At 60.1% G+C, this 21,386-nt stretch carries 21 protein-coding genes; 15 read left to right on the forward strand and 6 right to left on the reverse strand.

What is annotated here, in order from left to right:
- Positions 1 to 67 precede the first annotated feature (67 nt).
- The 3 genes from rpmG to trxB form a co-directional block, all read right to left on the reverse strand.
- Positions 68 to 238, reverse strand: a complete 171-nt coding sequence (gene rpmG / locus JAO85_RS03840; RefSeq protein ID WP_003058233.1) for a 50S ribosomal protein L33 — start codon at positions 236 to 238, stop codon at positions 68 to 70.
- 20 nt (positions 239 to 258) lie between these two features.
- Entirely contained in the window at positions 259 to 492 is a 234-nt protein-coding gene (rpmB, locus tag JAO85_RS03845; protein WP_003058229.1) for a 50S ribosomal protein L28, read from the reverse strand.
- A 277-nt stretch (positions 493 to 769) separates the two neighbouring features.
- Positions 770 to 1,723, reverse strand: coding sequence for a thioredoxin-disulfide reductase (gene trxB / locus JAO85_RS03850; RefSeq protein ID WP_003067867.1), 954 nt, complete (start codon positions 1,721 to 1,723; stop codon positions 770 to 772).
- A gap of 258 nt (positions 1,724 to 1,981) precedes the next feature.
- Here trxB and JAO85_RS03855 point away from each other — a divergent pair, with 258 nt between their 5' ends.
- Positions 1,982 to 4,342 carry a DNA translocase FtsK gene (locus JAO85_RS03855; protein ID WP_041743917.1) on the forward strand — a complete coding sequence of 787 codons (2,361 nt, stop codon included), beginning with the start codon at positions 1,982 to 1,984 and terminating at the stop codon, positions 4,340 to 4,342.
- 22 nt (positions 4,343 to 4,364) lie between these two features.
- On the forward strand, positions 4,365 to 5,000 hold the full coding sequence (lolA, locus tag JAO85_RS03860) for an outer membrane lipoprotein chaperone LolA (protein ID WP_012837199.1): 636 nt from the start codon (positions 4,365 to 4,367) through the stop codon (positions 4,998 to 5,000).
- Between the two features lie 126 nt (positions 5,001 to 5,126).
- Here lolA and brnQ read toward each other — a convergent pair whose 3' ends face one another.
- Positions 5,127 to 6,455: a branched-chain amino acid transport system II carrier protein gene (gene brnQ, locus JAO85_RS03865; protein WP_046460308.1), complete on the reverse strand. Its 1,329-nt coding sequence runs from the start codon at positions 6,453 to 6,455 to the stop codon at positions 5,127 to 5,129.
- 399 nt (positions 6,456 to 6,854) lie between these two features.
- On the opposite strand from brnQ, the gene JAO85_RS03870 reads away from it, so the two are divergent.
- From JAO85_RS03870 to JAO85_RS03900, 7 genes are all read left to right on the forward strand, one after another.
- On the forward strand, positions 6,855 to 8,195 hold the full coding sequence (locus tag JAO85_RS03870; protein WP_202787543.1) for a replication-associated recombination protein A: 1,341 nt from the start codon (positions 6,855 to 6,857) through the stop codon (positions 8,193 to 8,195).
- A gap of 350 nt (positions 8,196 to 8,545) precedes the next feature.
- Entirely contained in the window at positions 8,546 to 9,475 is a 930-nt protein-coding gene (locus tag JAO85_RS03875; RefSeq protein WP_003067858.1) for a branched-chain amino acid ABC transporter permease, read from the forward strand.
- Between the two features lie 9 nt (positions 9,476 to 9,484).
- The gene (locus tag JAO85_RS03880) at positions 9,485 to 10,564 is read left to right on the forward strand and encodes an ABC transporter ATP-binding protein (protein WP_202787544.1); all 1,080 of its coding nucleotides are present in this window, start codon (positions 9,485 to 9,487) and stop codon (positions 10,562 to 10,564) included.
- A gap of 30 nt (positions 10,565 to 10,594) precedes the next feature.
- Positions 10,595 to 11,377 (forward strand): ABC transporter ATP-binding protein, encoded by a 783-nt coding sequence (locus tag JAO85_RS03885; RefSeq protein WP_003067855.1) that lies wholly within the window; start codon positions 10,595 to 10,597, stop codon positions 11,375 to 11,377.
- Positions 11,378 to 11,379: 2 nt separating this feature from the next.
- Complete coding sequence (locus tag JAO85_RS03890) at positions 11,380 to 12,138, forward strand: ABC transporter ATP-binding protein (RefSeq protein ID WP_034362735.1); 759 nt, start codon at positions 11,380 to 11,382, stop codon at positions 12,136 to 12,138.
- A 500-nt stretch (positions 12,139 to 12,638) separates the two neighbouring features.
- A complete protein-coding gene (locus tag JAO85_RS03895; RefSeq protein WP_003067851.1) occupies positions 12,639 to 13,286 on the forward strand; it encodes a DUF47 domain-containing protein in 648 nt (215 codons plus the stop codon).
- A 19-nt stretch (positions 13,287 to 13,305) separates the two neighbouring features.
- Entirely contained in the window at positions 13,306 to 14,316 is a 1,011-nt protein-coding gene (locus tag JAO85_RS03900; RefSeq protein WP_003067849.1) for an inorganic phosphate transporter, read from the forward strand.
- A gap of 106 nt (positions 14,317 to 14,422) precedes the next feature.
- Here JAO85_RS03900 and JAO85_RS03905 read toward each other — a convergent pair whose 3' ends face one another.
- The gene (locus tag JAO85_RS03905; protein ID WP_202787545.1) at positions 14,423 to 16,204 is read right to left on the reverse strand and encodes a bifunctional diguanylate cyclase/phosphodiesterase; all 1,782 of its coding nucleotides are present in this window, start codon (positions 16,202 to 16,204) and stop codon (positions 14,423 to 14,425) included.
- A gap of 218 nt (positions 16,205 to 16,422) precedes the next feature.
- Entirely contained in the window at positions 16,423 to 16,908 is a 486-nt protein-coding gene (locus tag JAO85_RS03910) for an NINE protein (RefSeq protein ID WP_051517717.1), read from the reverse strand.
- A 282-nt stretch (positions 16,909 to 17,190) separates the two neighbouring features.
- Here JAO85_RS03910 and rpsP point away from each other — a divergent pair, with 282 nt between their 5' ends.
- The 6 genes from rpsP (at position 17,191) to JAO85_RS03940 (ending at position 21,313) form a co-directional block, all read left to right on the forward strand.
- On the forward strand, positions 17,191 to 17,445 hold the full coding sequence (gene rpsP, locus JAO85_RS03915) for a 30S ribosomal protein S16 (protein WP_003058210.1): 255 nt from the start codon (positions 17,191 to 17,193) through the stop codon (positions 17,443 to 17,445).
- 101 nt (positions 17,446 to 17,546) lie between these two features.
- A complete protein-coding gene (gene rimM, locus JAO85_RS03920) occupies positions 17,547 to 18,116 on the forward strand; it encodes a ribosome maturation factor RimM (RefSeq protein ID WP_202787546.1) in 570 nt (189 codons plus the stop codon).
- A 51-nt stretch (positions 18,117 to 18,167) separates the two neighbouring features.
- The gene (gene trmD / locus JAO85_RS03925; RefSeq protein ID WP_012837206.1) at positions 18,168 to 18,947 is read left to right on the forward strand and encodes a tRNA (guanosine(37)-N1)-methyltransferase TrmD; all 780 of its coding nucleotides are present in this window, start codon (positions 18,168 to 18,170) and stop codon (positions 18,945 to 18,947) included.
- 139 nt (positions 18,948 to 19,086) lie between these two features.
- A complete protein-coding gene (gene rplS, locus JAO85_RS03930; protein WP_003067838.1) occupies positions 19,087 to 19,473 on the forward strand; it encodes a 50S ribosomal protein L19 in 387 nt (128 codons plus the stop codon).
- A 110-nt stretch (positions 19,474 to 19,583) separates the two neighbouring features.
- Positions 19,584 to 20,282, forward strand: coding sequence for a CoA pyrophosphatase (locus JAO85_RS03935; protein WP_003067836.1), 699 nt, complete (start codon positions 19,584 to 19,586; stop codon positions 20,280 to 20,282).
- A 47-nt stretch (positions 20,283 to 20,329) separates the two neighbouring features.
- On the forward strand, positions 20,330 to 21,313 hold the full coding sequence (locus tag JAO85_RS03940; protein ID WP_003067835.1) for a CobD/CbiB family protein: 984 nt from the start codon (positions 20,330 to 20,332) through the stop codon (positions 21,311 to 21,313).
- Positions 21,314 to 21,386: the final 73 nt, after the last annotated feature.

Below are 21,386 nucleotides of genomic sequence, written 5' to 3' on the forward strand. Positions count from 1 at the left end.
GGAGTCGCAAAGGCATGAAAAAACCGCCTGCACTTGCGTGAGGCGGCTTTTCAAGAAACAGGCCGAATTACTTCAGCTTGGTTTCCTTGTACTCGACGTGCTTGCGAGCCTTGGGGTCGAACTTGATGATCGACATCTTTTCAGGCATCGTCTTCTTGTTCTTGGTCGTTGTGTAGAAGTGACCGGTACCAGCAGTGGAAGCCAGCTTGATCTTTTCGCGTCCGCCTTTAGCAGCCATGGTGTTTCTCCTTCAGGAAATTAAGCTTGGCCACGAGCGCGCATGTCTGCGAGCACGGAGTCGATACCGTTCTTGTCGATCAGGCGCAGAGCAGCGCTGGAAACGCGCAGGCGCACCCAACGGTTTTCGCTCTCCACCCAGAAGCGGCGGTATTGCAGGTTGGGGAGGAAACGACGCTTGGTCTTGTTGTTGGCGTGGGAAACATTGTTGCCCACCATGGGCTTCTTGCCCGTAACTTCACATACGCGTGCCATTGGGACACTCCGATAGTTGAATCGGCCGCCGGCTCTGGAATCCTGCAGGAGCAGGAGGTGCCGACAACCTCACCTCGCCAGTTTGTAATGGGTGGCGGTAGCCCGATTGCGGAAGTCCCGAAGCACGGTAAAGCGCGAACCTGGAATTCAGCAAAGTCTGCGATTATAGCGTTTTCGCAAAAAAGCCCCTGGTGCCGGCCAAAACTGGCCAAACCCAAGGGCTTTTGCGCCGAACATGCGCTAACAGCCGCTCAGACGCCGAGGCGTCCTGGCGTCATCAGGATTCCTGTTCCAGGAAACGCTGGGCATCCAGGGCTGCCATGCAGCCGGTGCCGGCGCTGGTGATGGCCTGGCGGTAGACATGATCCTGGCAGTCGCCGGCGGCGAATACGCCGGGCACGCTGGTCTGGGTGGCAAAGCCCTTGAGACCTCCCTGGGTGATGATGTAGCCGTTTTCCAGCTCCAGCTGACCCTGGAAGATGTCGGTGTTGGGGTGGTGGCCGATGGCGATGAAAGCGCCTTGCAGCTTGACCTCTTCGGTGTGGCCGTCCTGCGTGCTCTTGATGCGGATGCCGGTCACGCCACTCTGGTCACCCAGCACTTCATCCAGTGTGAAATGGGTCTTGAGCTCGATCTTGCCTTCCTCGACCTTTTCCATCAGCTTGTCCACGAGGATGGGCTCGGCCTTGAACTTGTCGCGGCGGTGCACGAGGGTGACCTTGCTGGCGATGTTGGAAAGGTAGAGGGCTTCTTCTACGGCCGTGTTGCCGCCACCGATCACGCAGACGGGCTGCTCGCGATAGAAAAAGCCGTCACAGGTGGCGCAAGCGGACACGCCGCGACCCATGAAGGCTTCCTCAGAGGGCAGGCCCAGGTACTTGGCCGATGCGCCGGTGGCGATGATCAGCGAGTCGCAGGTATAGACGCCGCTGTCGCCGGTCAGGGTGAAGGGGCGCTTGGAGAGGTCAACCTGGTTGATGTGGTCGAAAACGATTTCGGTCTTAAAGCGCTCGGCATGTTCCTGAAAACGCTGCATCAGCTCGGGGCCCTGCACGCCCATGACGTCGGCAGGCCAGTTGTCCACTTCGGTGGTGGTCATCAACTGGCCACCCTGGGCCATGCCGGTAATCAGCAGGGGCTTGAGGTTGGCACGGGCCGCGTATACGGCTGCGGTATAGCCGGCAGGGCCGGAGCCGAGGATGAGAACTTGTGCGTGTTTGGTAGAGGACATGGAGCGGAACTCTGAAAAAAGCAGGCCGACAGCCGGCGCGCGGTCATGAAAACATTGGGAAGATGTGGGAGTATCGCTCCGGATCAAGGTCTGCGCGTGCAGCTGTTTTTAATCACCGGAATTGTTAAAAATGATAGTGACGAAGCGAATCCGGCTACCGTATGGCAGTTTTGTTGCATGTGCTTGCATTACGCTGAGCGATCGTCTTGGCCGAATGCACCGCTTGGATAAGGGCCTAAGGTAAGCTTGCGCCTGCGTATGACATATACATTGAACGCTTCGAACGCGTCTTCTTCCAGCAAATCAAAATCCCGCGCTGCGACTCCGCGCTATGGAGTGATTCGCTTCAGCCAGGAGGTTTTGCTGTTGATCGGCCTGCTGGCGCTGGTGTTCTGGCTCATGGCCATGTTCACCTACTCGCCGCAAGACGCAGCCTGGTCCACTTCGGGCGCCGGGCAAAAGCCGTTTGTGCACAACTGGATGGGCCGTGTGGGTGCCTGGCTGGCCGATGCCTGCTACTTCGGCTTCGGCATGTCCATCTGGTGGCTGGTGCTGGCCGCCGTGCAGACCTGGGTGACATCGCTGGTGCGCTGGATGCGTGGCGGGGTGAACAAGGACGGCAGTCCTCTGGCTCTGATGCCGCTGTGGCGTCGCCGCTTTCTGTTCTGGGGCGGTCTGGCCATTCTGATGATTGCCAGCTGTGCGCTGGAATGGACGCGCTTGTACCGCTTCGAGAACCTGCTGCCGGGCCCTGCCGGTGGCGTGTTTGGTTACATGATGGGCTTCAACGCCCTCAAATGGCTGGGTTTTGCGGGCTCGGGCCTGATCGGCATCTGCCTGTTCGTGCTGGGCGCTGCCATGGTGTTCGGCTTTTCCTGGGGCAAGCTGGCCGAAGGCCTGGGCGCACGCCTGGACGGCATGGTGCAGTTTGGCCGCGAGCGTCGTGAAATTGCCAAAGATGTCTCTGTCGGCAAGAGAGCGGCCCGCGAACGCGAGGAAGTGGTGTTTGACCGCACAGAAGGTGCGATTGCTGCACCGGTGCATCAGCCTGTGCAGATCATCGAGCCCGTGCTGCAGGAGGCCAGCCAACCCAGCGCCCGGGTGGTGAAGGAACGCCAGAAGCCGCTGTTCACCGATCATCCGGACAGCAAGCTGCCGCAGGTGGATCTGCTGGACCAGGCCCAGCAGCGCCAGGAGCTGGTGTCTGCCGAGACACTGGAGATGACCAGCCGGTTGATTGAAAAGCGCCTCAAGGACTTTGGCGTGGAGGTGCGGGTGGTTGCGGCCATGCCCGGTCCTGTGATCACTCGCTATGAGATTGAGCCTGCCACGGGTGTCAAGGGCTCGCAGATCGTCAATCTGGCCAAGGACCTGGCACGTTCGCTGTCCCTGGTCTCGATTCGCGTGATAGAGACCATTCCCGGCAAGAACTTCATGGCGCTGGAGCTGCCCAATGCCAAGCGCCAGTCGATCCGTTTGTCCGAAGTGCTGGGCTCGCAGGTCTACCACGACGCCAAGAGTCTGCTGACCATGGGGCTGGGTAAGGACATTGTGGGCAACCCCGTGGTGGCCGACCTGGCCAAGATGCCCCACGTGCTGGTTGCCGGAACGACCGGCTCGGGCAAGTCCGTGGGTATCAACGCCATGATTCTGTCTCTGCTCTACAAGGCAGAGGCGCGCGATGTGCGTCTGCTCATGATCGATCCCAAGATGCTGGAAATGTCGGTCTATGAAGGCATTCCCCATCTGCTGTGCCCTGTGGTCACCGACATGAAGCAGGCGGCCAACGGTCTGAACTGGTGCGTGGCCGAGATGGAGCGCCGCTACAAGCTCATGAGCAAGCTCGGGGTGCGCAATCTGGCCGGCTACAACAGCAAGATCGATGAGGCCAAGGCACGCGAGGAGTCGATTCCCAACCCCTTCAGCCTGACGCCCGAGGAGCCCGAGCCGCTGCAGCGCCTGCCGCACATCGTCATCGTGATCGACGAGCTGGCCGATCTGATGATGGTGGTGGGCAAGAAGATCGAAGAGCTCATCGCCCGCCTTGCGCAAAAGGCGCGTGCGGCCGGCATTCATCTGATCCTCGCGACCCAGCGCCCCAGCGTGGACGTGATCACCGGCCTGATCAAGGCCAATATTCCGACGCGTATTGCCTTCCAGGTCTCCAGCAAGATCGACAGCCGCACCGTGCTGGATCAGATGGGGGCCGAGACCCTGCTGGGCATGGGCGACATGCTGTACATGGCCAGCGGTACCGGCCTGCCGATCCGCGTGCATGGCGCTTTTGTCTCCGACGACGAGGTGCACCGCGTGGTCAGCTATCTCAAGGAGCAGGGCGAACCCGACTACATCGAAGGCATTCTGGAAGGCGGCTCTGTCGATGGCGAAGGTGGTGATGACGATGGCGAAGGCGGCGGCGAAAAGGACGAGCTCTACGATCAGGCGGTAGAAATCGTGCTGAAAGACCGCAAGGCCAGCATTTCCTACGTTCAGCGCAAACTGCGTATCGGCTACAACCGATCGGCCAATCTGCTCGAGCAGATGGAAAAGGCCGGCCTGGTCAGCTCGCTCACATCCAGTGGGCAGCGCGATGTTCTAGTTCCGGCCCGCAGCGAGTGAGCCACGCACAAGAGAGAGAGTCATGAAACGTCTTTTGACTGCAATTTTGATAGCTGGCAGTGCAAGTGCAGCAATGGCTGATGGTCTGAAAAGCCTTGAGTCCTTCATGAAGAATGCCCAGGCGGGCAAGGCCGACTTCACCCAGTCCGTGACCTCGCCACCCAAGTCCGGGCAGGAGGCGCGTACCAAGGTGTCCAGCGGCAGCTTCGAATTCCAGCGCCCCGGCAAGTTCCGTTTCAACTACACCAAGCCTTTTGAGCAGCTCATAGTAGCCGACGGCAAGACGCTGTGGCTGTACGACGCCGACCTGAATCAGGTGACGGAGCGTGCCCAGGCCCAGGTGCTGGGCAGCACGCCAGCGGCCATCCTGACATCGGCCACCGACCTCAAGGCCTTGAAGGCCGATTTCGAGCTGGGCAACCAGCCTGACGCCGATGGCCTGGAATGGGTGCTGGCCAGCCCCAGGCAGAAAGGCGGTCAGCTCAAGAGCGTGCGCATAGGCTTCACACCCGAAGGCAAGCTGGCTGCGCTGGATATCGAGGACAGCTTTGGCCAGCGCTCTCTGATGCAGTTCAAGGGCCTGCAAACCCAGGCTTCGCTGCCGGCATCGACCTTCCACTTCACGGTGCCCAAGGGGGCCGATGTGCTCAAGCAGTAAAGATCGCGGCGCGCATCAGCAAAAAGGCCTGCGGATTGTGTCCGCAGGCCTTTTTTATGCAGGAATCGGGTTTGAGCCCTTGTGAGTGGAACGCAGCCAACTGCGCTTTGGTGGGGGCTGTTGTGATCAGGCGCGCGTGGCGTTTGCGGCACTTTGCTTGTTGCCGATGGCGAAGTCCAGCAGGCCTGCAATCACCAGCACACCGAGCACAGGGGCGACCCAGCCCATGCCCAGGGCGGCGCCGGGCAGCTTGTCCAGCCAGGCGGGCACCAGTGCATCAAGATTGGCAGCCTTGGCGGCGTCAAACAGGCCGAAGACCAGGGCGGTGCCCATCACGGGGATGTAGACGCGCGGTGGCTGATTCCAGCGATGCAGCAGGCTCAGGGCGATCAGGGCGATGGCCACGGGATACAGCCCCACAAGCACGGGCACGGCCACGGCGATCAGCTGGGCCAGGCCCTGGTTGGCTACGGCTGCACTGAAGACCGACAGGCCGATGACCATGGTGCGGTAGGAGATGCCGGTCAGCTCGCTGAAGAAGCTGCTGCAGGCCGTGATCAGGCCCACGCCGGTGGTCAGGCAGGCCAGCATGATGACGATGGCGAGCAGCCACAGGCCTGCGGGGCCGAAGGTCTGCTGTACAAAGGCTGTGAGAATCTGCACACCGGTGGTGGCGTTGGCGGCCAGTTGGCTGTTGGTGGCGCCCAGATACATCAGCGAGACATAGACCAGGCCCAGGCAGGTCGCGGCAATGATGCCGGCGTAGATGCAGTAGCGCGTGTGCAGCTTGCTGTCGCTCACGCCGGCAGCCTTGATCGCGTTGACGATGACGATGCCGAAGATCAGCGAGGCCAGGGCGTCCATGGTCTGGTAGCCCTGCAGAAAGCCTTCGGAAAAGGCGGCTGCCTGCGTGGCATAGGCCTCGGTGCTGAGACTGTAGCCATCCACAGGGGCCAGCACGGCGGAGCCGCCGAGAACGGTCAGCGCCAGAATCAGCACGGGGGTGATGATCTTGCCCACGTTGTCCATGAGCTTGCCGGGGAACAGCGACAGCAGCGCCACCGCCACAAAGTAAGCGATGGTGAAGGCCAGCAGCATGGCGGGTGTGTTGCCGACAAAGGGAGCCAGACCCATCTCGAAGGATACGGTGGCCGTGCGCGGCGTCGCAAACAGAGGGCCGATGGTCAGATAGATGGCCACGGCCAGCACCAGGCCGGCAATGCGGCCTATGGGGCTGGTCAAGGTGTCCAGGCCGCCACCCACACGTGCGAGAGCGACTACGCCGAGAAGGGGCAGACCGACACCCGTCAGCAGAAAGCCGGTCGAGGCGCCGAGCAGGTTTTCACCGGCTGCCAGGCCCACCATGGGTGGAAAGATGATGTTGCCGGCCCCGAGGAACAGGGCAAAGGTCATGAAACCGAGGGCAAAAATGTCCCAGGTCTTGAGTTTTTTCATACGCGTAGACTCAGACGTGCAGCGCTGGCACGCCCTGTAGCAGTGTGGAGCCAAGGAAAGTTGCGGATGCTTTCGATTGATTTCTGGCTGATGGCGGTAGCCCTATCAGGCACAGGCATTGCGCGGCGCAGATGAGGCGGCCCGCAATGAATCTAAGCGCGCTGCCAGGCCTGGCTGGCCTGGTTTTTGGCAGGCCGGATCGGGGCAGTGCCTCCATGGGGCGAGGGGTGGCCTCGTTAATGGAGAGATTGAATCCGTTGAAACGCTATTTTCTCTTATGAAAAATTCTGATAAGGATGCAAGGGTTAAGGTGGATAAGCATTGACTGCCTTCGGTGTGCAAGCAGCCCCAACCCATTTGGATGCACAACTGGCTAGAGAGTCGGATACTTGAGGGGTCATGGTTACGCACAACAACTCCTCATCTTCAGCCATTCCTCATCAGCCCCTGGCCGAGCGCCTGCGGCCGCACACTCTGGCCGAAGTCATCGGCCAGCAACATGTGTTGGGAGAGGGCATGCCGTTGCGCCTGGCCTTCGAGTCGGGTCGCCCGCATAGCTGCATACTCTGGGGCCCGCCGGGGGTGGGCAAGACCACGATTGCGCGCCTGATGGCCGATGCCTTTGATGCGCAGTTCATCTCCATCAGCGCAGTGCTGGGCGGCGTCAAGGACATCCGCGAGGCCGTGGAGCAGGCGCAGGCCGCCCAGAGCGGACTGCTGCAGCAGCGCACCATCGTGTTTGTGGATGAGGTGCACCGCTTCAACAAAAGCCAGCAGGACGCTTTCTTGCCCCATGTGGAAAGCGGGCTGTTCACCTTCATCGGAGCGACCACGGAAAACCCCTCGTTCGAGGTCAACTCGGCCCTGCTTTCGCGGGCGGCGGTCTATGTGTTGCAAAGCCTGACTCCGGACGACTTGAAGCAGATTGTGGCCAAGGCCCAGGCCATCCAGGCGATTCCGGCGATCGAGGACGAAGCGCTGGATCGCCTGATTGCCTATGCCGACGGCGATGCACGGCGCTTGCTGAACACGCTGGAGACCTTGTCCATCACGGCCGAGCAGGCCGGGGTGCAGAGCATCACCGATGCCTGGCTGCTCAAGGTGCTGGGCGAGCGCATGCGCCGCTATGACAAGGGCGGCGAGCAGTTCTACGACACCATCAGCGCCCTGCACAAATCCGTGCGCGGCTCGGACCCCGATGCGGCGCTTTACTGGTTTTGCCGCATGCTGGATGGCGGTGCCGACCCGCGCTATCTGGCGCGCCGCATCGTGCGCATGGCATGGGAAGACATAGGACTTGCCGACCCGCGTGCCATGCAGATGTGCAACGATGCCGCTGCGACCTATGAACGCCTGGGTAGCCCCGAGGGCGAACTGGCCCTGGCCCAGGCCGTGATCTACCTGGCTGTGGCGCCCAAGAGCAATGCCGGCTACATGGCCTACAACAAGGCCAAGGCCTTTGTGAAGGGAGACACCACCAGGCCTGTGCCGCTGCATCTGCGCAATGCACCTACCAAACTGATGAAGCAGCTGGACTACGGCCGGGATTACCGCTATGCCCACAGCGAGGAGGGCGGCTTTGCGGCGGGCGAGCGCTATCTGCCTGAAGGAATGGAAGATCCGGGCTTCTACCAACCCGTGGCGCGGGGGCTGGAAATCAAGATAGGCCAGAAGCTGGCGGAGCTCAAGGCGCTCAACGACGCCGCTCGTGCGGCAGATGACGAGCCGGCAGGCTTGTAAAGAGCGAGTTGCCCAGGTGTTGCAAGACTGGCACTAGTTGAATGCTGCATTTTTTGCGGTGTTTTCAGGGTTTTTCGCTAGATTGAGTAGCAGCACATGACTAAGTGCCTGTATTTATTGGACTTGCATTGCCGATGAAATTGTTGCGCTGCAGCATTTTGGGGTTGCGCACGGGAAACCCCGGCCCTGAGTCCTGAAAACAGCTCCCTAGAATCGATTCACTCTTTTGCGACAAGCGGCCCACAAAGCGGCGGACTGCAGAAGGGGAACCATGGCATCGCTGGCTCCGTCGTTCGGGATGAGAGGCTCGCAGTGTCTCCGTCTTGGATCGAGGGAAGGGGAGCGCGCTTATGGATATCTTGCTGCAGCAGATCATCAATGGTCTGGTGTTAGGCAGCATGTACGCCTTGATAGCCCTGGGCTACACCATGGTGTACGGCATCATTCAGCTGATCAACTTCGCACATGGCGAGGTGCTGATGGTGGGGGCTTTGACCAGTTGGAGCTGCATCGGCCTGATGCAGGAGGCCATGCCCTATCTGCCGGGCTGGCTCATGCTTTTGATAGCCGCCATCATCGCCTGCGTGGTGGCTGCATCGCTGAACTTCGTGATCGAGAAGGTGGCCTACCGGCCGCTGCGCAACAGTCCGCGTCTGGCGCCGCTGATCACGGCCATCGGTGTCTCCATCCTGCTGCAGACCCTGGCCATGATCATCTGGAAGCCCAATTACAAGGCTTATCCCACACTGCTGTCGTCCACCCCCTATGAAATCGGCACGGCGGTGATCACGCCCACGCAGATTCTAGTGCTGGTGGTCACGGCGATTGCACTTGCCACGCTGATGTATCTGGTCAACTACACCAGGCTGGGGCGCGCCATGCGGGCCACTGCAGAGAATCCGCGTGTGGCGGCGCTGATGGGCGTCAAGCCCGACATGGTGATTTCCGCCACCTTCATCATCGGTGCCGTGCTGGCCGCGATTGCCGGCATCATGTACGCCTCCAACTATGGCACGGCCCATCACACCATGGGCTTTCTGCCGGGTCTCAAGGCCTTCACGGCCGCCGTTTTCGGCGGCATCGGCAATCTGGCCGGTGCCGTGGTGGGAGGCCTGCTGCTGGGGCTGATCGAGTCCATCGGGTCCGGCTATATCGGTGACCTGACGGGGGGCGTGCTGGGCAGCCAGTACACCGACATCTTTGCCTTCATCGTGCTCATCATCATCCTGACGCTGCGCCCTTCGGGCCTGCTGGGTGAGCGTGTGGCGGACCGTGCCTGAGGAGTGCCCATGAAGAACAACAAGACACTCCACTGGATTCTGGGCGGCATAGGCCTGCTGGTGCTGCCGCTGATCCTGCAGTATTTCGGCAACGCCTGGGTGCGCATCGCCGATCTGGCCCTGCTCTACGTGATGCTGGCGCTGGGCCTGAACATCGTGGTCGGCTACGCAGGCCTGCTGGATCTGGGCTACGTGGCCTTCTATGCCGTGGGCGCCTATATGTTTGCGCTCATGGCATCGCCGCATCTGGCCGAGACCTTCGAAGGCTTTGTCGTCATGTTTCCCAACGGACTGCACACCTCGATCTGGTTGGTGATTCCGCTGGGGATGCTGCTGGCCGCCTGTACGGGTGTGCTGCTGGGCCTGCCGGTGCTGCGGCTGCGCGGTGATTACCTGGCCATCGTGACACTGGGCTTCGGCGAGATCATCCGCATCTTCCTGAACAACCTGGACCAGCCAGTCAACATCACCAACGGCCCCAAGGGCATTGGGCAGATCGACTCGGTCAAGATCTTCGGCTTCGACCTGGCCAAGCGTCATGAGATCTTCGGCTACGACATCGCCTCCGTCACGCTGTACTACTACCTGTTTCTGGTGCTGGTGCTGGCCACCATCGTGATCTGCTACCGCTTGCAGGATTCGCGCATAGGCCGCGCCTGGATGGCGATTCGCGAGGATGAAATCGCCGCCAAGGCCATGGGCATCAATGTGCGCAATATGAAGCTGCTGGCCTTCGGCATGGGCGCTTCGTTCGGCGGTGTGGCGGGTTCCATGTTCGGTGCCTTCCAGGGCTTTGTATCGCCCGAGTCCTTCAGCCTCATGGAGTCCGTGATGATTGTGGCCATGGTCGTACTCGGCGGCCTGGGCCATATTCCCGGCGTGATTCTGGGGGCCGTGCTGCTCTCGGCCCTGCCCGAGGTGCTGCGCTATGTGGCCGGGCCGCTGCAGCAGATGACCGATGGACGCCTCGACGCGTCCATCCTGCGTCAGTTGCTGATTGCCCTGGCCATGATCGTCATCATGCTGATGCGTCCGCGCGGCCTGTGGCCCACGCCAGAGCATGCCAAAAGCCTGGACCGTCAGTCCTGATGACTGCACAGACAAGGAATGTGAACTGATATGGCAGAGAGCACGACTTCAGCGGTCCTTCATGTCTCGGACATCTCCAAGCGCTTTGGCGGTTTGCAGGCACTGTCCGGTGTGAGCATGAAGATTGATAGAGGCCAGGTCTATGGTCTGATCGGCCCCAATGGCGCAGGCAAGACCACGTTTTTCAATGTGATCACCGGCCTCTATACGCCCGACACCGGCAAGTTCGAGCTGGCCGGCAAGCCCTATGAGCCGACGGCGGTGCACAAGGTGGCCAGGGCCGGCATTGCACGGACCTTCCAGAACATCCGGCTGTTTGCCGAGATGACGGCACTGGAGAACGTCATGGTCGGGCGCCATGTGCGCACGCATTCGGGTCTGCTCGGGGCGGTGTTTCGCACCAAGGGCTTCAAGGCCGAGGAGGCCGCGATTCGCGCCCGCTCGCGCGAGCTGCTCGACTATGTCGGCATCGGCAAATATGCGGACTTCAAGGCGCGCACCTTGTCCTATGGCGACCAGCGCCGGCTGGAGATTGCCCGTGCACTGGCGACGGACCCGCAGCTGATTGCGCTGGATGAACCAGCCGCCGGCATGAACGCGACCGAGAAGCTGCAGTTGCGTGAGTTGATCGACCGCATTCGCAACGACCACCGCACCATCCTGCTCATCGAGCATGATGTGAAGCTGGTCATGGGCCTGTGCGACCGCGTGACGGTGCTGGACTATGGCAAGCCGATTGCCGAAGGCACGCCTGCCGAAGTGCAAAAGAATGAAAAAGTGATTGAAGCCTATCTGGGCACGGGAGGCCATTGAAGATGCAGGATCAAGTGCTGGAACAGGCGCAGGCCTCCAAATCCACGGCCCCGGTATTGCTGCAGGTGAAGGGCCTGAAGGTGGGCTATGGCGGTATTCAGGCTGTCAAGGGCGTGGACTTTCAGGTGCATCAGGGTGAACTGGTGTCGCTGATCGGCTCCAACGGTGCGGGCAAAACCACGACCATGAAGGCTGTCACGCGGGGTCTGCCGATTGCCGATGGCGAAATTCTCTATCTGGGCCAAAGCATCAAGGGCAAGGGCGCCTGGGATCTGGTGGCCGAAGGCCTGGTCATGGTGCCCGAGGGGCGCGGCGTGTTCGCACGCATGACGATTACCGAAAACCTGCTCATGGGGGCCTACACGCGCAAGGACAAGGCTGGCATACAGGCGGATATCGAGCGCATGTTCGGCATCTTTCCGCGCCTGAAGGAGCGCAAGGATCAGCTGGCAGGCACCATGTCCGGGGGCGAGCAGCAGATGCTGGCCATGGCCCGCGCACTCATGAGTCAGCCCAAGGTGCTGCTGCTGGACGAGCCCTCCATGGGTTTGTCGCCCATCATGGTGGACAAGATCTTCGAGGTGGTCAGCGATGTCTATGCGCTGGGCGTGACCATGGTGCTGGTGGAGCAGAACGCCAGCCGCGCGCTGGCGCTGGCCGATCGAGGCTATGTCATGGAGTCCGGCATCATCACCATGACGGGGCCGGGCCAGACCTTGCTGAGCGATCCGCGCGTGCGTGCGGCTTACCTGGGAGAGTAAGCCTCGACGAGACTGCTGGCGCTTTCGATCGCAGTGCGCTATCTCGCCGTGATGCTCTGCTGCAGCCAAGGGTGAACCCTAATTCCCCTTAAATTCAAGAAAATGACAAAAAAATGACGTTTTTCATGGTTCTTTGATTGTTTTATTCATTTCTTTTTAGTTCCTTTTAATTCTTTTTTGTCATTGAATAGAATTTGCTTATTACAAAAAGAAGTATTTGGAACGTTTTCGCGTGGCTCAGTGAAATGCTCAAGGAGTCGGCGCGTTGGGTGGGCGGATTGCTGCTCTCCGGTGTTGTCTGGAGGAATCACAGGCTTTATGACAGCGCCTAGCATGGCGAAGAGCTTGTATTTTATTTTTCGTGGTGCCCGAAGGGGTGTCTTGAAGACGCGCTGAAACGCACAATGACTCAAGAGTAAACTCCGCCCCGTTTAAGCCGGGAACCATGCACTTTTTTTGCAGTGAGTCGCCTGGTTTCTTTTCCCCGGTAAGGAGCATTCATGCTGTTTGGCAAGCTATTGCCGCGCGAAGGCAATTTTTTCGAGATGTTCAATCAACATGCGGACCGCATCGTTGAAGCAGCTCATGCTTTCTCGCAACTCGTTGCAAATTACAACGATCCCCATCTGCGCGAAAAATACAACGCTGATGTGGACAACGCCGAGCGCGCAGCCGACCGTGTGACCCATGATGTCACCAAGCTGCTGCACAAGACCTTCATCACGCCCCTGGATCGCGAGCATATCCACTCGCTGATCAACACCATGGACGACGTGGCCGACCTGATTCAGGACTCGGCCGAGACCATGGCCCTGTATGACGTGCGTCACATGACAGACGAAATCACACGTCTGACCGATCTGTGCGTGCGTTGCTGCGAGCGTCTGCGTGATGCCGTCAAGCTGCTGGACCGTCTCTCGGATCCCACGATTGTGGACGCCGCGAGCAAGACCTGCGACGAGATCGACCGCCTGGAAGGCGATGCCGACCGCGTGATGCGCGCGGCCATGAGCAAGCTGTTCCGTGAAGAGCCCGATGTGCGTGAGGTGATCAAGCTCAAGGCCATCTATGAGCTGCTGGAAACCATCACGGACCGCTGCGAAGACGTGGCGAACCTGATCGAGGGCATCGTCCTCGAGAATTCCTGATTCTCGCTGGAGCCCGATCATGGAGCCGGTACAGGCAGCCCTCTGGGTTGTGATTTTGCTGGTGGTGCTCGCCTTGCTGTTCGATTTCATGAACGGCTTTCACGACGCTGCCAATTCGATTGCCACCGTGGTTTCCACGGGGGTTCTCAAGCCTACTCAGGCCGTGGCATTTGCCGCGTTCTTCAACGTTGTCGCGGTTTTCGTCTTCCACCTCAGTGTGGCGGCAACCGTGGGCAAGGGTATTGTTCAGCCGGGCATTGTTGACACCCATGTCGTGTTCGGCGCTCTGGTGGGTGCCATCACCTGGAACGTCATCACCTGGATCTACGGCATTCCCAGCAGCTCCTCGCATGCCCTGATTGGCGGTATCGTGGGTGCGGTGATTGCCAAGGCCGGTGCAGGCGCGCTGATCGCCAGCGGCATCTGGAAGACTGTGGCCTTCATCTTTGTCTCTCCCGTGCTGGGCTTTCTGCTGGGCTCGCTGATGATGGTTCTGGTAGCCTGGATTTTCCGCCGTGCCAGCCCCAATCGCGTGGACAAGTGGTTCCGCCGTCTGCAATTGGTTTCTGCCGGTGCCTACAGCCTGGGTCACGGCGGCAACGATGCGCAAAAGACCATCGGTATCATCTGGTTGCTGCTGATTGCCACGGGCTATGCCAATGCCGGTGATGCCGAGCCTCCCATGTGGACCATCGTCAGCTGCTACCTGGCCATCGGCCTGGGCACCATGTTTGGCGGCTGGCGCATCGTCAAGACCATGGGCCAGAAGATCACCAAGCTCAAACCCGTCGGTGGCTTCTGCGCCGAATCCGGTGGTGCTCTGACTTTGTTCTTTGCCACCTTCCTGGGCGTTCCGGTCTCGACCACACACACCATTACCGGTGCCATCGTGGGCGTGGGTTCCACGCAGCGCGCGAGTGCCGTGCGCTGGGGCGTGGCAGGCAATATCGTCTGGGCATGGATTCTGACCATTCCGGCCAGCGCCTTTGTGGCATCCATTGCCTACTGGGTCAGCCTGCAACTGTATTGAGTTTGTGAACTCCTTGATTGATAGCTGTAACTGCTTGTCGATCAAGGGCTTAATGGAAAAAAGGCTTCGCGTTGCGAAGCCTTTTTTCATGGCTGAAACATGGAGGTCAAGCTGCAGCCTCCTGGAGACCGAGCATTGCCTGCCGCTGCATCAGGGATTTGAGCTGGCTGACCGGAGCTGGGGGGCTGAGCAGATAGCCCATGAAATGCTCGCAGCCATGCTGCGCCAGCAGGGCACGCTGCTCCAGGGTTTCCACCCCTGCGCCGACGATCCTCATCTGATGGCGGGCAGCCAGCGCGATGGCCGCCTGTACGGCGGCCTCGGCGGCATTGTTGGGGCCCAGGCGCTGCACCAGGGAATGCGAGAGCTTGAGCTGGTTCAGGGGGAGCTGATGCAGCGCTTCTTGCATATTGGAGCCGCCACCAAAATCGTCGAGTGACAGCCGCACACCCATGGCGCCGATGCGCTTGAGGCTGCTCGCGCTATCCGCATCCAGAGGACTCAGGGTCTGCGCGGAAAGCTCCAGCAGCAGCAATGCAGGGTCGGCCCCTGTCTGGCTGAGAATGCTCTGCACTTGCTCGGCCAGGTCCGCTTGCCGAAGCTGCTTGGCGCTGATGTTGACGCAGATGGGCAGCCTGTCCAGTTGCGGCTCGGCTTTCCATCTGGCCAGTTGTTCACAGGCGGCCTGAATGCTCCAGCGGCCAAGCGCAACGATGATGTCGGTCTCCTCTGCCACGGACAGGAAGATGCGCGGGGGTACCAGACCTCGCCTGGGATGACGCCAGCGCAGCAGGGCCTCCAAGCCGTTGACTTCGCCGCTGGCGGAATACTGGGCCTGGTAATGCAGCTCGAACTGGCCGAGGCGCAGGGCTTCCCGCAGATCCTGCTCCAGGCGGCTGCGGTCGTTGGCCGGAACCTGCTGCTCGGGGCTGAAGAAGTGCAGGCCGCGAGCCTCTTCATCGCGCAGACGGTACATGGCAATCTCTGCCTGTTGCAGCAGCTCGGTGGCGGAGCGGGAGTGCGGGCCGAACAGGGTGGCGCCGATATTGGCCTCCAGCATCACGCTTTTGTGGCCGAGCTGGTAGCTACCGTTCAGGCTTTCCTGCAGACGCTCTCCAAGACGTTCCACCAGCACCGTGGTCATTTCGATATCCGGGGACAGATCCGAGACCATGATGACAAAGTGCGCGGCATCCAGTCTGGCTACGGTATCGCAGGAGCGTACGCAGCCGAGCAGGCGCTGTGCGATGTGCGGAGCCAGGCAGGACTGGCTGTCTCCCGTGCTGGCGGCCGGGCCCGCCACCGGCTCCATGTCTATGGTCAGCAAGGCGCCGCGCCAGCCCGTGCGCTCGGACTGGATCATGGCCTGGGACAGCCTGTCCAGCAGCAGGCGCCGGTTGGGCAGATTGGTCAGTACATCAAAGAAGGAAAGGCTTTCTGCCTCGTTGCCATGAGGCAGCAGCTCCTTGCAGGCGAGCACGGTGTAATTGGCCGATAGGGCGTGAGCCGACAGATTGAGCTTGCGTCCATTGGGCAGCTGAAACTGGGCATTGGCTTGCTGGCGCGCAATCAGGGCTTGATGACTTTCGGCGATATGGTTCAGGGCCGGTGCAGCGTTGGCCGGGGCTGCTGTTGCGGCGGCTTGCAGAGCGGCTTGCAGAGGCATGCCTACTTTGAGGGCGCAAGCCAGCCAGGGGAATATCTGCAGATAACCATCATTCCAGCGTTGTGCCCGGTTCTGAGCATCCAGCAACACATAGCCGCTGCTGGTTTGCTCAAGAATGCGGAAAAGCTGTTCTCCGTACACGCCCACCAGGCTGGTGGCAGCTGGAAAGGCGTTTTGCCCGTGCACTTCGGATCTGGCAGACTTTTCGTTGGTTGCAGACATAAGACCTCTTCGGACTGGTGCAGCAAAGCCGTCGTAGTGCGAAAACTGCTTGGATGCAGTCTTTGCAAGATGTTCGTCAGTTGGGCATTGTGAGTTCTGTGGAATCGGCAGGCGGCGCTTTGCGTCCAGTAGGTGAAAAATTAGACTTTTGCTTACAAAAGCGGCGAGGCCGAAGCCGCTTTGGAGTGGGTGAGAGCCCCTGGTTCAGAGCGCTGCAGCTACTGTGAAATCTTGCGTGCCTCTTCGACCTGATATTCAAAGTAGTGCTGGAAGCTGTAGGCGATGCTGGCCATCAGCACGGTGGCCCCCAGCATCAGGGACAGGCTTACGGCAAAAATCGTGGTCCATTGGGTGCGCCCTGCAGGCGCGTCGGCATCCATCCATGGATTGAAGCGCCGGTTCCAGTTTCCTTGCTCCATCAGGCCGTAAAGGATGGCGCGCAGGGCGCAACCTGCTATCGTGAAGCCGAGCAAAGGGATCAACAGCCAGCTCAGCCTGTCGTCCTGTCCCAACAGCTGCACGCGTTCGATGCCGTAGATGCCAAGTGCAGTGGGAATGGGCAGCAGCCAGCCCAGCCAGTCCCCAAGGCCGTGCAGGTAGAAGCGATGCAGTCCCAGCGGCCCGCCGAGCAAGGCCAGCCAGGAGGCAAGCGTCTTGTTTTTGGGGCGAGGGGTCGGGGTCGAGGCGGGAACAAATTGGTTCATGGTCTGATGCGCGGGCAGAAAACGAAAGAACCCGTCCATTATTCCCTTCGCATCAATTACGGGGCTCAGGGCAATTGCGCTTCATTTTCAGGAAGTCCTCTGTGCCGACTATGCCCATTTGCCGCTGCTATAGGCAGCTTCGGCAGAACTCGATATAATTTCCGGTTTTACGGCGTGTCGCTGGCCGGGTGGTCATGTCGCGTGTCTCAAACGCTGTAAGAAAACCTGCGCAGCTGGTCAAATTTTTGATGGCACTGGCTGTAACCACCCGAAGGAAACATCATGGTTGTTATTCGTCTCTCCCGCGGCGGCTCTAAGGCTCGTCCTTTCTACAACATCGTTGCAGCTGACAAGCGCGTGCGTCGCGACGGTGCTTTCATCGAACGTCTGGGTTTCTACAACCCTAGCGCTCGTGGCGCCGAAGAAGGCCTGCGTCTGGCTCTGGACCGCGTGAACTACTGGAAGAGCGTTGGTGCTCAAACTTCCGATACGGCTGAACGCCTGATCAAGGAAGCTGCAAAGAAGGTTGCTGCCTAATTTAGGCGGTCGCTCTCTAGGCACCTTTACCAAAGCGGGTTCCGTTGGCTTGCCTGACGGGACCCGTTTTTTATTGAAATTCTGCATTTTCTGCTGATCCCATGAGCCACATGCCTGTTCTTCAAGCCACGAGCTTGCCTGCTGATGCCATTGAAGTCGGTCGCATTGCCGATGCCTGGGGAATCAAGGGCTGGTTCAAGGTGCATGCCTTCAGCAGCGCCCCAGAGGCCCTGTTTGCCGCCAAGGACTGGTTTTTGCAGCCTGCCGAGAAAGGTGCCAAGCATTTCACGGGTACCGTGGTGCTGCCCGTCAAGCAGGCCCGCTTCCATGCCGACACCATCGTGGCAACCTCACTTGAAGTCGCCGACCGCAACGCCGCCGAGGCTCTGCGCGGTGCCCGCGTCTTTGTGGCGCGCGAGCATTTCCCCAAGACCGAGGATGGTGAGTTCTACTGGGTGGATCTGATGGGGCTGGACGTGGTCAACCGCGAAGGTGTGACCCTGGGGGTGGTCAAGGACTTGATGGCCACCGGCCCGCAGACCGTTCTGGTGCTGGGCTATGAACAGGACGGCAAGGAGCAGGAGCGTCTGATACCCTTTGTCGATGCCTATGTGGATTCGGTGGATCTGGCCGGCAAGAAGATCGTGGCCGACTGGCAGCCCGATTATTGAACTGGAATGCTTTTTGCTATTTAGTTTGTAGCTGAAATCGCTTTTATATCAATGCGTTTCGACATTATTACGCTGTTTCCTGAGCTGTTCGCTCCATTTCTTGAGAGCGGGGTGACGCGCCGTGCCTACAGCTCGGGCCAGGTGGCAGTGCATTTGTGGAATCCGCGTGACTGGGCCGAAGGTAATTACCGCCGTGTGGATGATCGTCCATTTGGCGGAGGCCCCGGCATGGTGATGATGGCCGAGCCGCTGCAGCGCTGCCTCGAAGCGATTCGCTCGGCACGCGCCGAAGTCGATGCACAGGAACAGGCAGAGCCTGCTCCTGTGGTGTTGTTCTCACCCATAGGTACGACCCTCAAGCATGCCGTGGTGGCCGATTGGGCCGAAAGCCGGGGTGCGGTGCTGCTCTGTGGCCGCTATGAGGGCATTGACCAGCGTTTCATTGATAGAAATGTCACTCATCAACTGAGTCTGGGTGACTTTGTACTTTCGGGTGGTGAGCTGGCAGCCATGGTGTTGCTGGACTCTTTGGCGCGTCTGCAGCCCGGTGTGCTTAACGATGAAGGCAGCTTTCAGCAGGACAGCTTCAATCCTGCGCTTGACGGTTTGCTGGACTGCCCCCACTACACTCGCCCAGAAGTCTGGAATGACCAGGAGGTGCCAGCCGCGCTGCTCTCCGGCCATCACTCCAATATCGAGCGCTGGCGTCGCGATCAGCGCTTGAGCATCACGGCCGAGCACAGGCCCGAGTTGATAGAGCAGGCCCGCGAACAGGGGCTGCTCAATGCCAAAGATGAGGGTTTTTTGGCAAAAACAGCGTCCAAGCTATAATTGCAGGTTCTTTGATCCTCTATCCGGCCGCTGCAAGGAAATAGCGGGACAGCTTTCGGGCTGTTCTTGTAATGCAGCAATAGCACCAATCCCGGCGCTTGCCAATTCTGGCGCGGACAAGATCAAGGTGGACTAAATCATGAATCTGATCCAGACCCTCGAGCAAGAAGAAATCGCTCGCCTGAACAAGACCATCCCCGAATTCGCCCCCGGTGACACCGTCATCGTGAGCGTGAACGTGGTGGAAGGTAACCGTAAGCGCGTGCAGGCTTACGAAGGCGTGGTGATTGCCAAGCGTAATCGCGGCCTGAACAGCGGCTTCACAGTGCGCAAGATCTCCAGCGGTGAAGGCGTGGAACGTACGTTCCAGACCTACTCTCCTCTGATCGCCAAGATCGAAGTCAAGCGTCGCGGTGATGTGCGCCGTGCCAAGCTGTACTACCTGCGTGAGCGTAGCGGCAAGTCTGCTCGTATCAAGGAAAAGCTGCCCCAGCGTGTTAACAAGACTGCTGCTGCAGCCGAGTAATACACGCATCGGAAGTGATTCCGTAAAAGCCGCTACAGTTCGCTGTGGCGGCTTTTTTTATGTCTGCCTTGGTTCGTGATTCTTGCTTTGGGGTTTGGCCGAACACATACATGCCTGCATCTGATAATTCTTCGCTCCCCGTGGTGGGCATTGTTGATCCGCGCAAGGCTCGCCTTCTGGGCATTGATAGCCAGTTGCCGGCTGTGCCGCTGGCTGCTCAGACGCCTCAGGCCTTGCGCACGCGCTTTGCCCAGCCACCGCAGTGGCTGCCCGAGGCCATGCAGGAAAAGCGCATCACGGCCAAGCAGCCTTCCGATGCGGCCGTGCTCGTGCCCATCGTCATGCGCGAGCAGCCCACCGTGTTGCTGACCGTGCGCTCGGCCAGGCTGTCCACGCACTCGGGTCAGGTAGCTTTTCCGGGCGGTAAACGTGACCCGCAGGATGTTTCGGCCGAGGCCACGGCATTGCGCGAGGCGCATGAGGAAGTGGGACTGGCTCCCAAGAATGTCGAGGTGCTGGGGCGTTTGCCCATTTACGTGACAGGTACGGCGTTTCACATCACCCCTGTGGTGGCGCTGGTTCACCCGCAGGCCAGTTACTTCCCCAATCCGGGAGAGGTGGCCGATCTGTTTGAGGTTCCCCTGTCCTATCTGCTCAATCCCGCGCATCATGAACGTCATGCCATGCTGTGGCAGGGGGTTGATCGCGAATGGTTTGCCATGCCTTATCAGGATGGTGAGCAGCAACGCTATATCTGGGGCGCGACAGCGGGCATGTTGCGTAATCTTTACCGTTTTTTGGCGGCTTGAGACAGCAGTTGTAACAAGCCGGTAAACAGCGCAGCTATGATGAAGCAATGAGCTTTTTTGCCATCCTGATCGCACTGCTGCTGGAACAGGCGCGCCCGCTGGCCCGATCCAATCTGGTACAGGCCGGTTATCGCGCCTGGACCGTGACCGTGCGCAGCAACTTTGATGCGGGCAAGCCCCACCATGGCTGGCTTGCCTGGGCGATGGCCGTGCTGCTGCCCAGCGTTATCGTGCTGGGCATATTCTGGGCGCTGATGGAGTTCATAGGCTGGCCTGCAGCCATGCTGTGGAATGTCGCGGTGCTCTATGTCACGCTGGGTTTTCGCCAGTTCAGCCACCACTTCACGCGGATTCGCGATGCGCTCGATGCCGGTGATGAATTTGCCGCCCGTCAGGCCCTGGCCGATTGGCAGCAGGTCGATGCCAGCGAGGTACCACGCAGCGAAGTAGTGCGCCATGTCATCGAGTACTCGGTGCTGGCAGCGCACCGTCATGTGTTTGGCGTGCTGTTCTGGTTTTCGATTCTCTCGGCTCTGGGGCTGGGACCGCTGGGTGCCATTCTCTACCGCATGGCTGAATATCTGTCGCGTGCCTGGTCGCGCAAGGGGGCGGAAGGTCTTCGGGCACCGACCAGCGAGCGTTTGCAGTCCGCCGCAGCCAAGGCCTGGTATGTGATCGATTGGCTGCCGGCGCGGCTGACGGCGCTGTCCTTTGCCATGGTGGGCAGCTTTGAGGAGGCCATAGACAACTGGCGCGTCTATGCCCAGCGCTTTCCCAATGACAACGATGGCGTGATTCTGGCTGCCACTGCGGGTGCCATCAATGTCCGCCTGGGGGGCGAGGCCTTGCGCCGCCGCGATGCGGCTGACGGCGAAGAGGGCGACGATGCACAGTGGACGGGCAGCGATGTCACTCCGGGGCGGGAGCCGGAAATGGCTCATTTGCGCAGTGTGGTGGGGCTGGTCTGGCGTTCGGTCGTGGTCTGGCTGCTGCTGCTGGCCTTGCTGACTTTTGCCCGTCTGCTCGGTTGAGCACCCGGACATCGCCTTCTGCGTGGCAGCAGCTTGGTGCATGAGCGCTCAAGCCGCAGCGGGTCATCGAAGT

This window comes from Comamonas sp. NyZ500, assembly GCF_016772095.1.
GTDB lineage: Bacteria > Pseudomonadota > Gammaproteobacteria > Burkholderiales > Burkholderiaceae_C > Comamonas > Comamonas thiooxydans.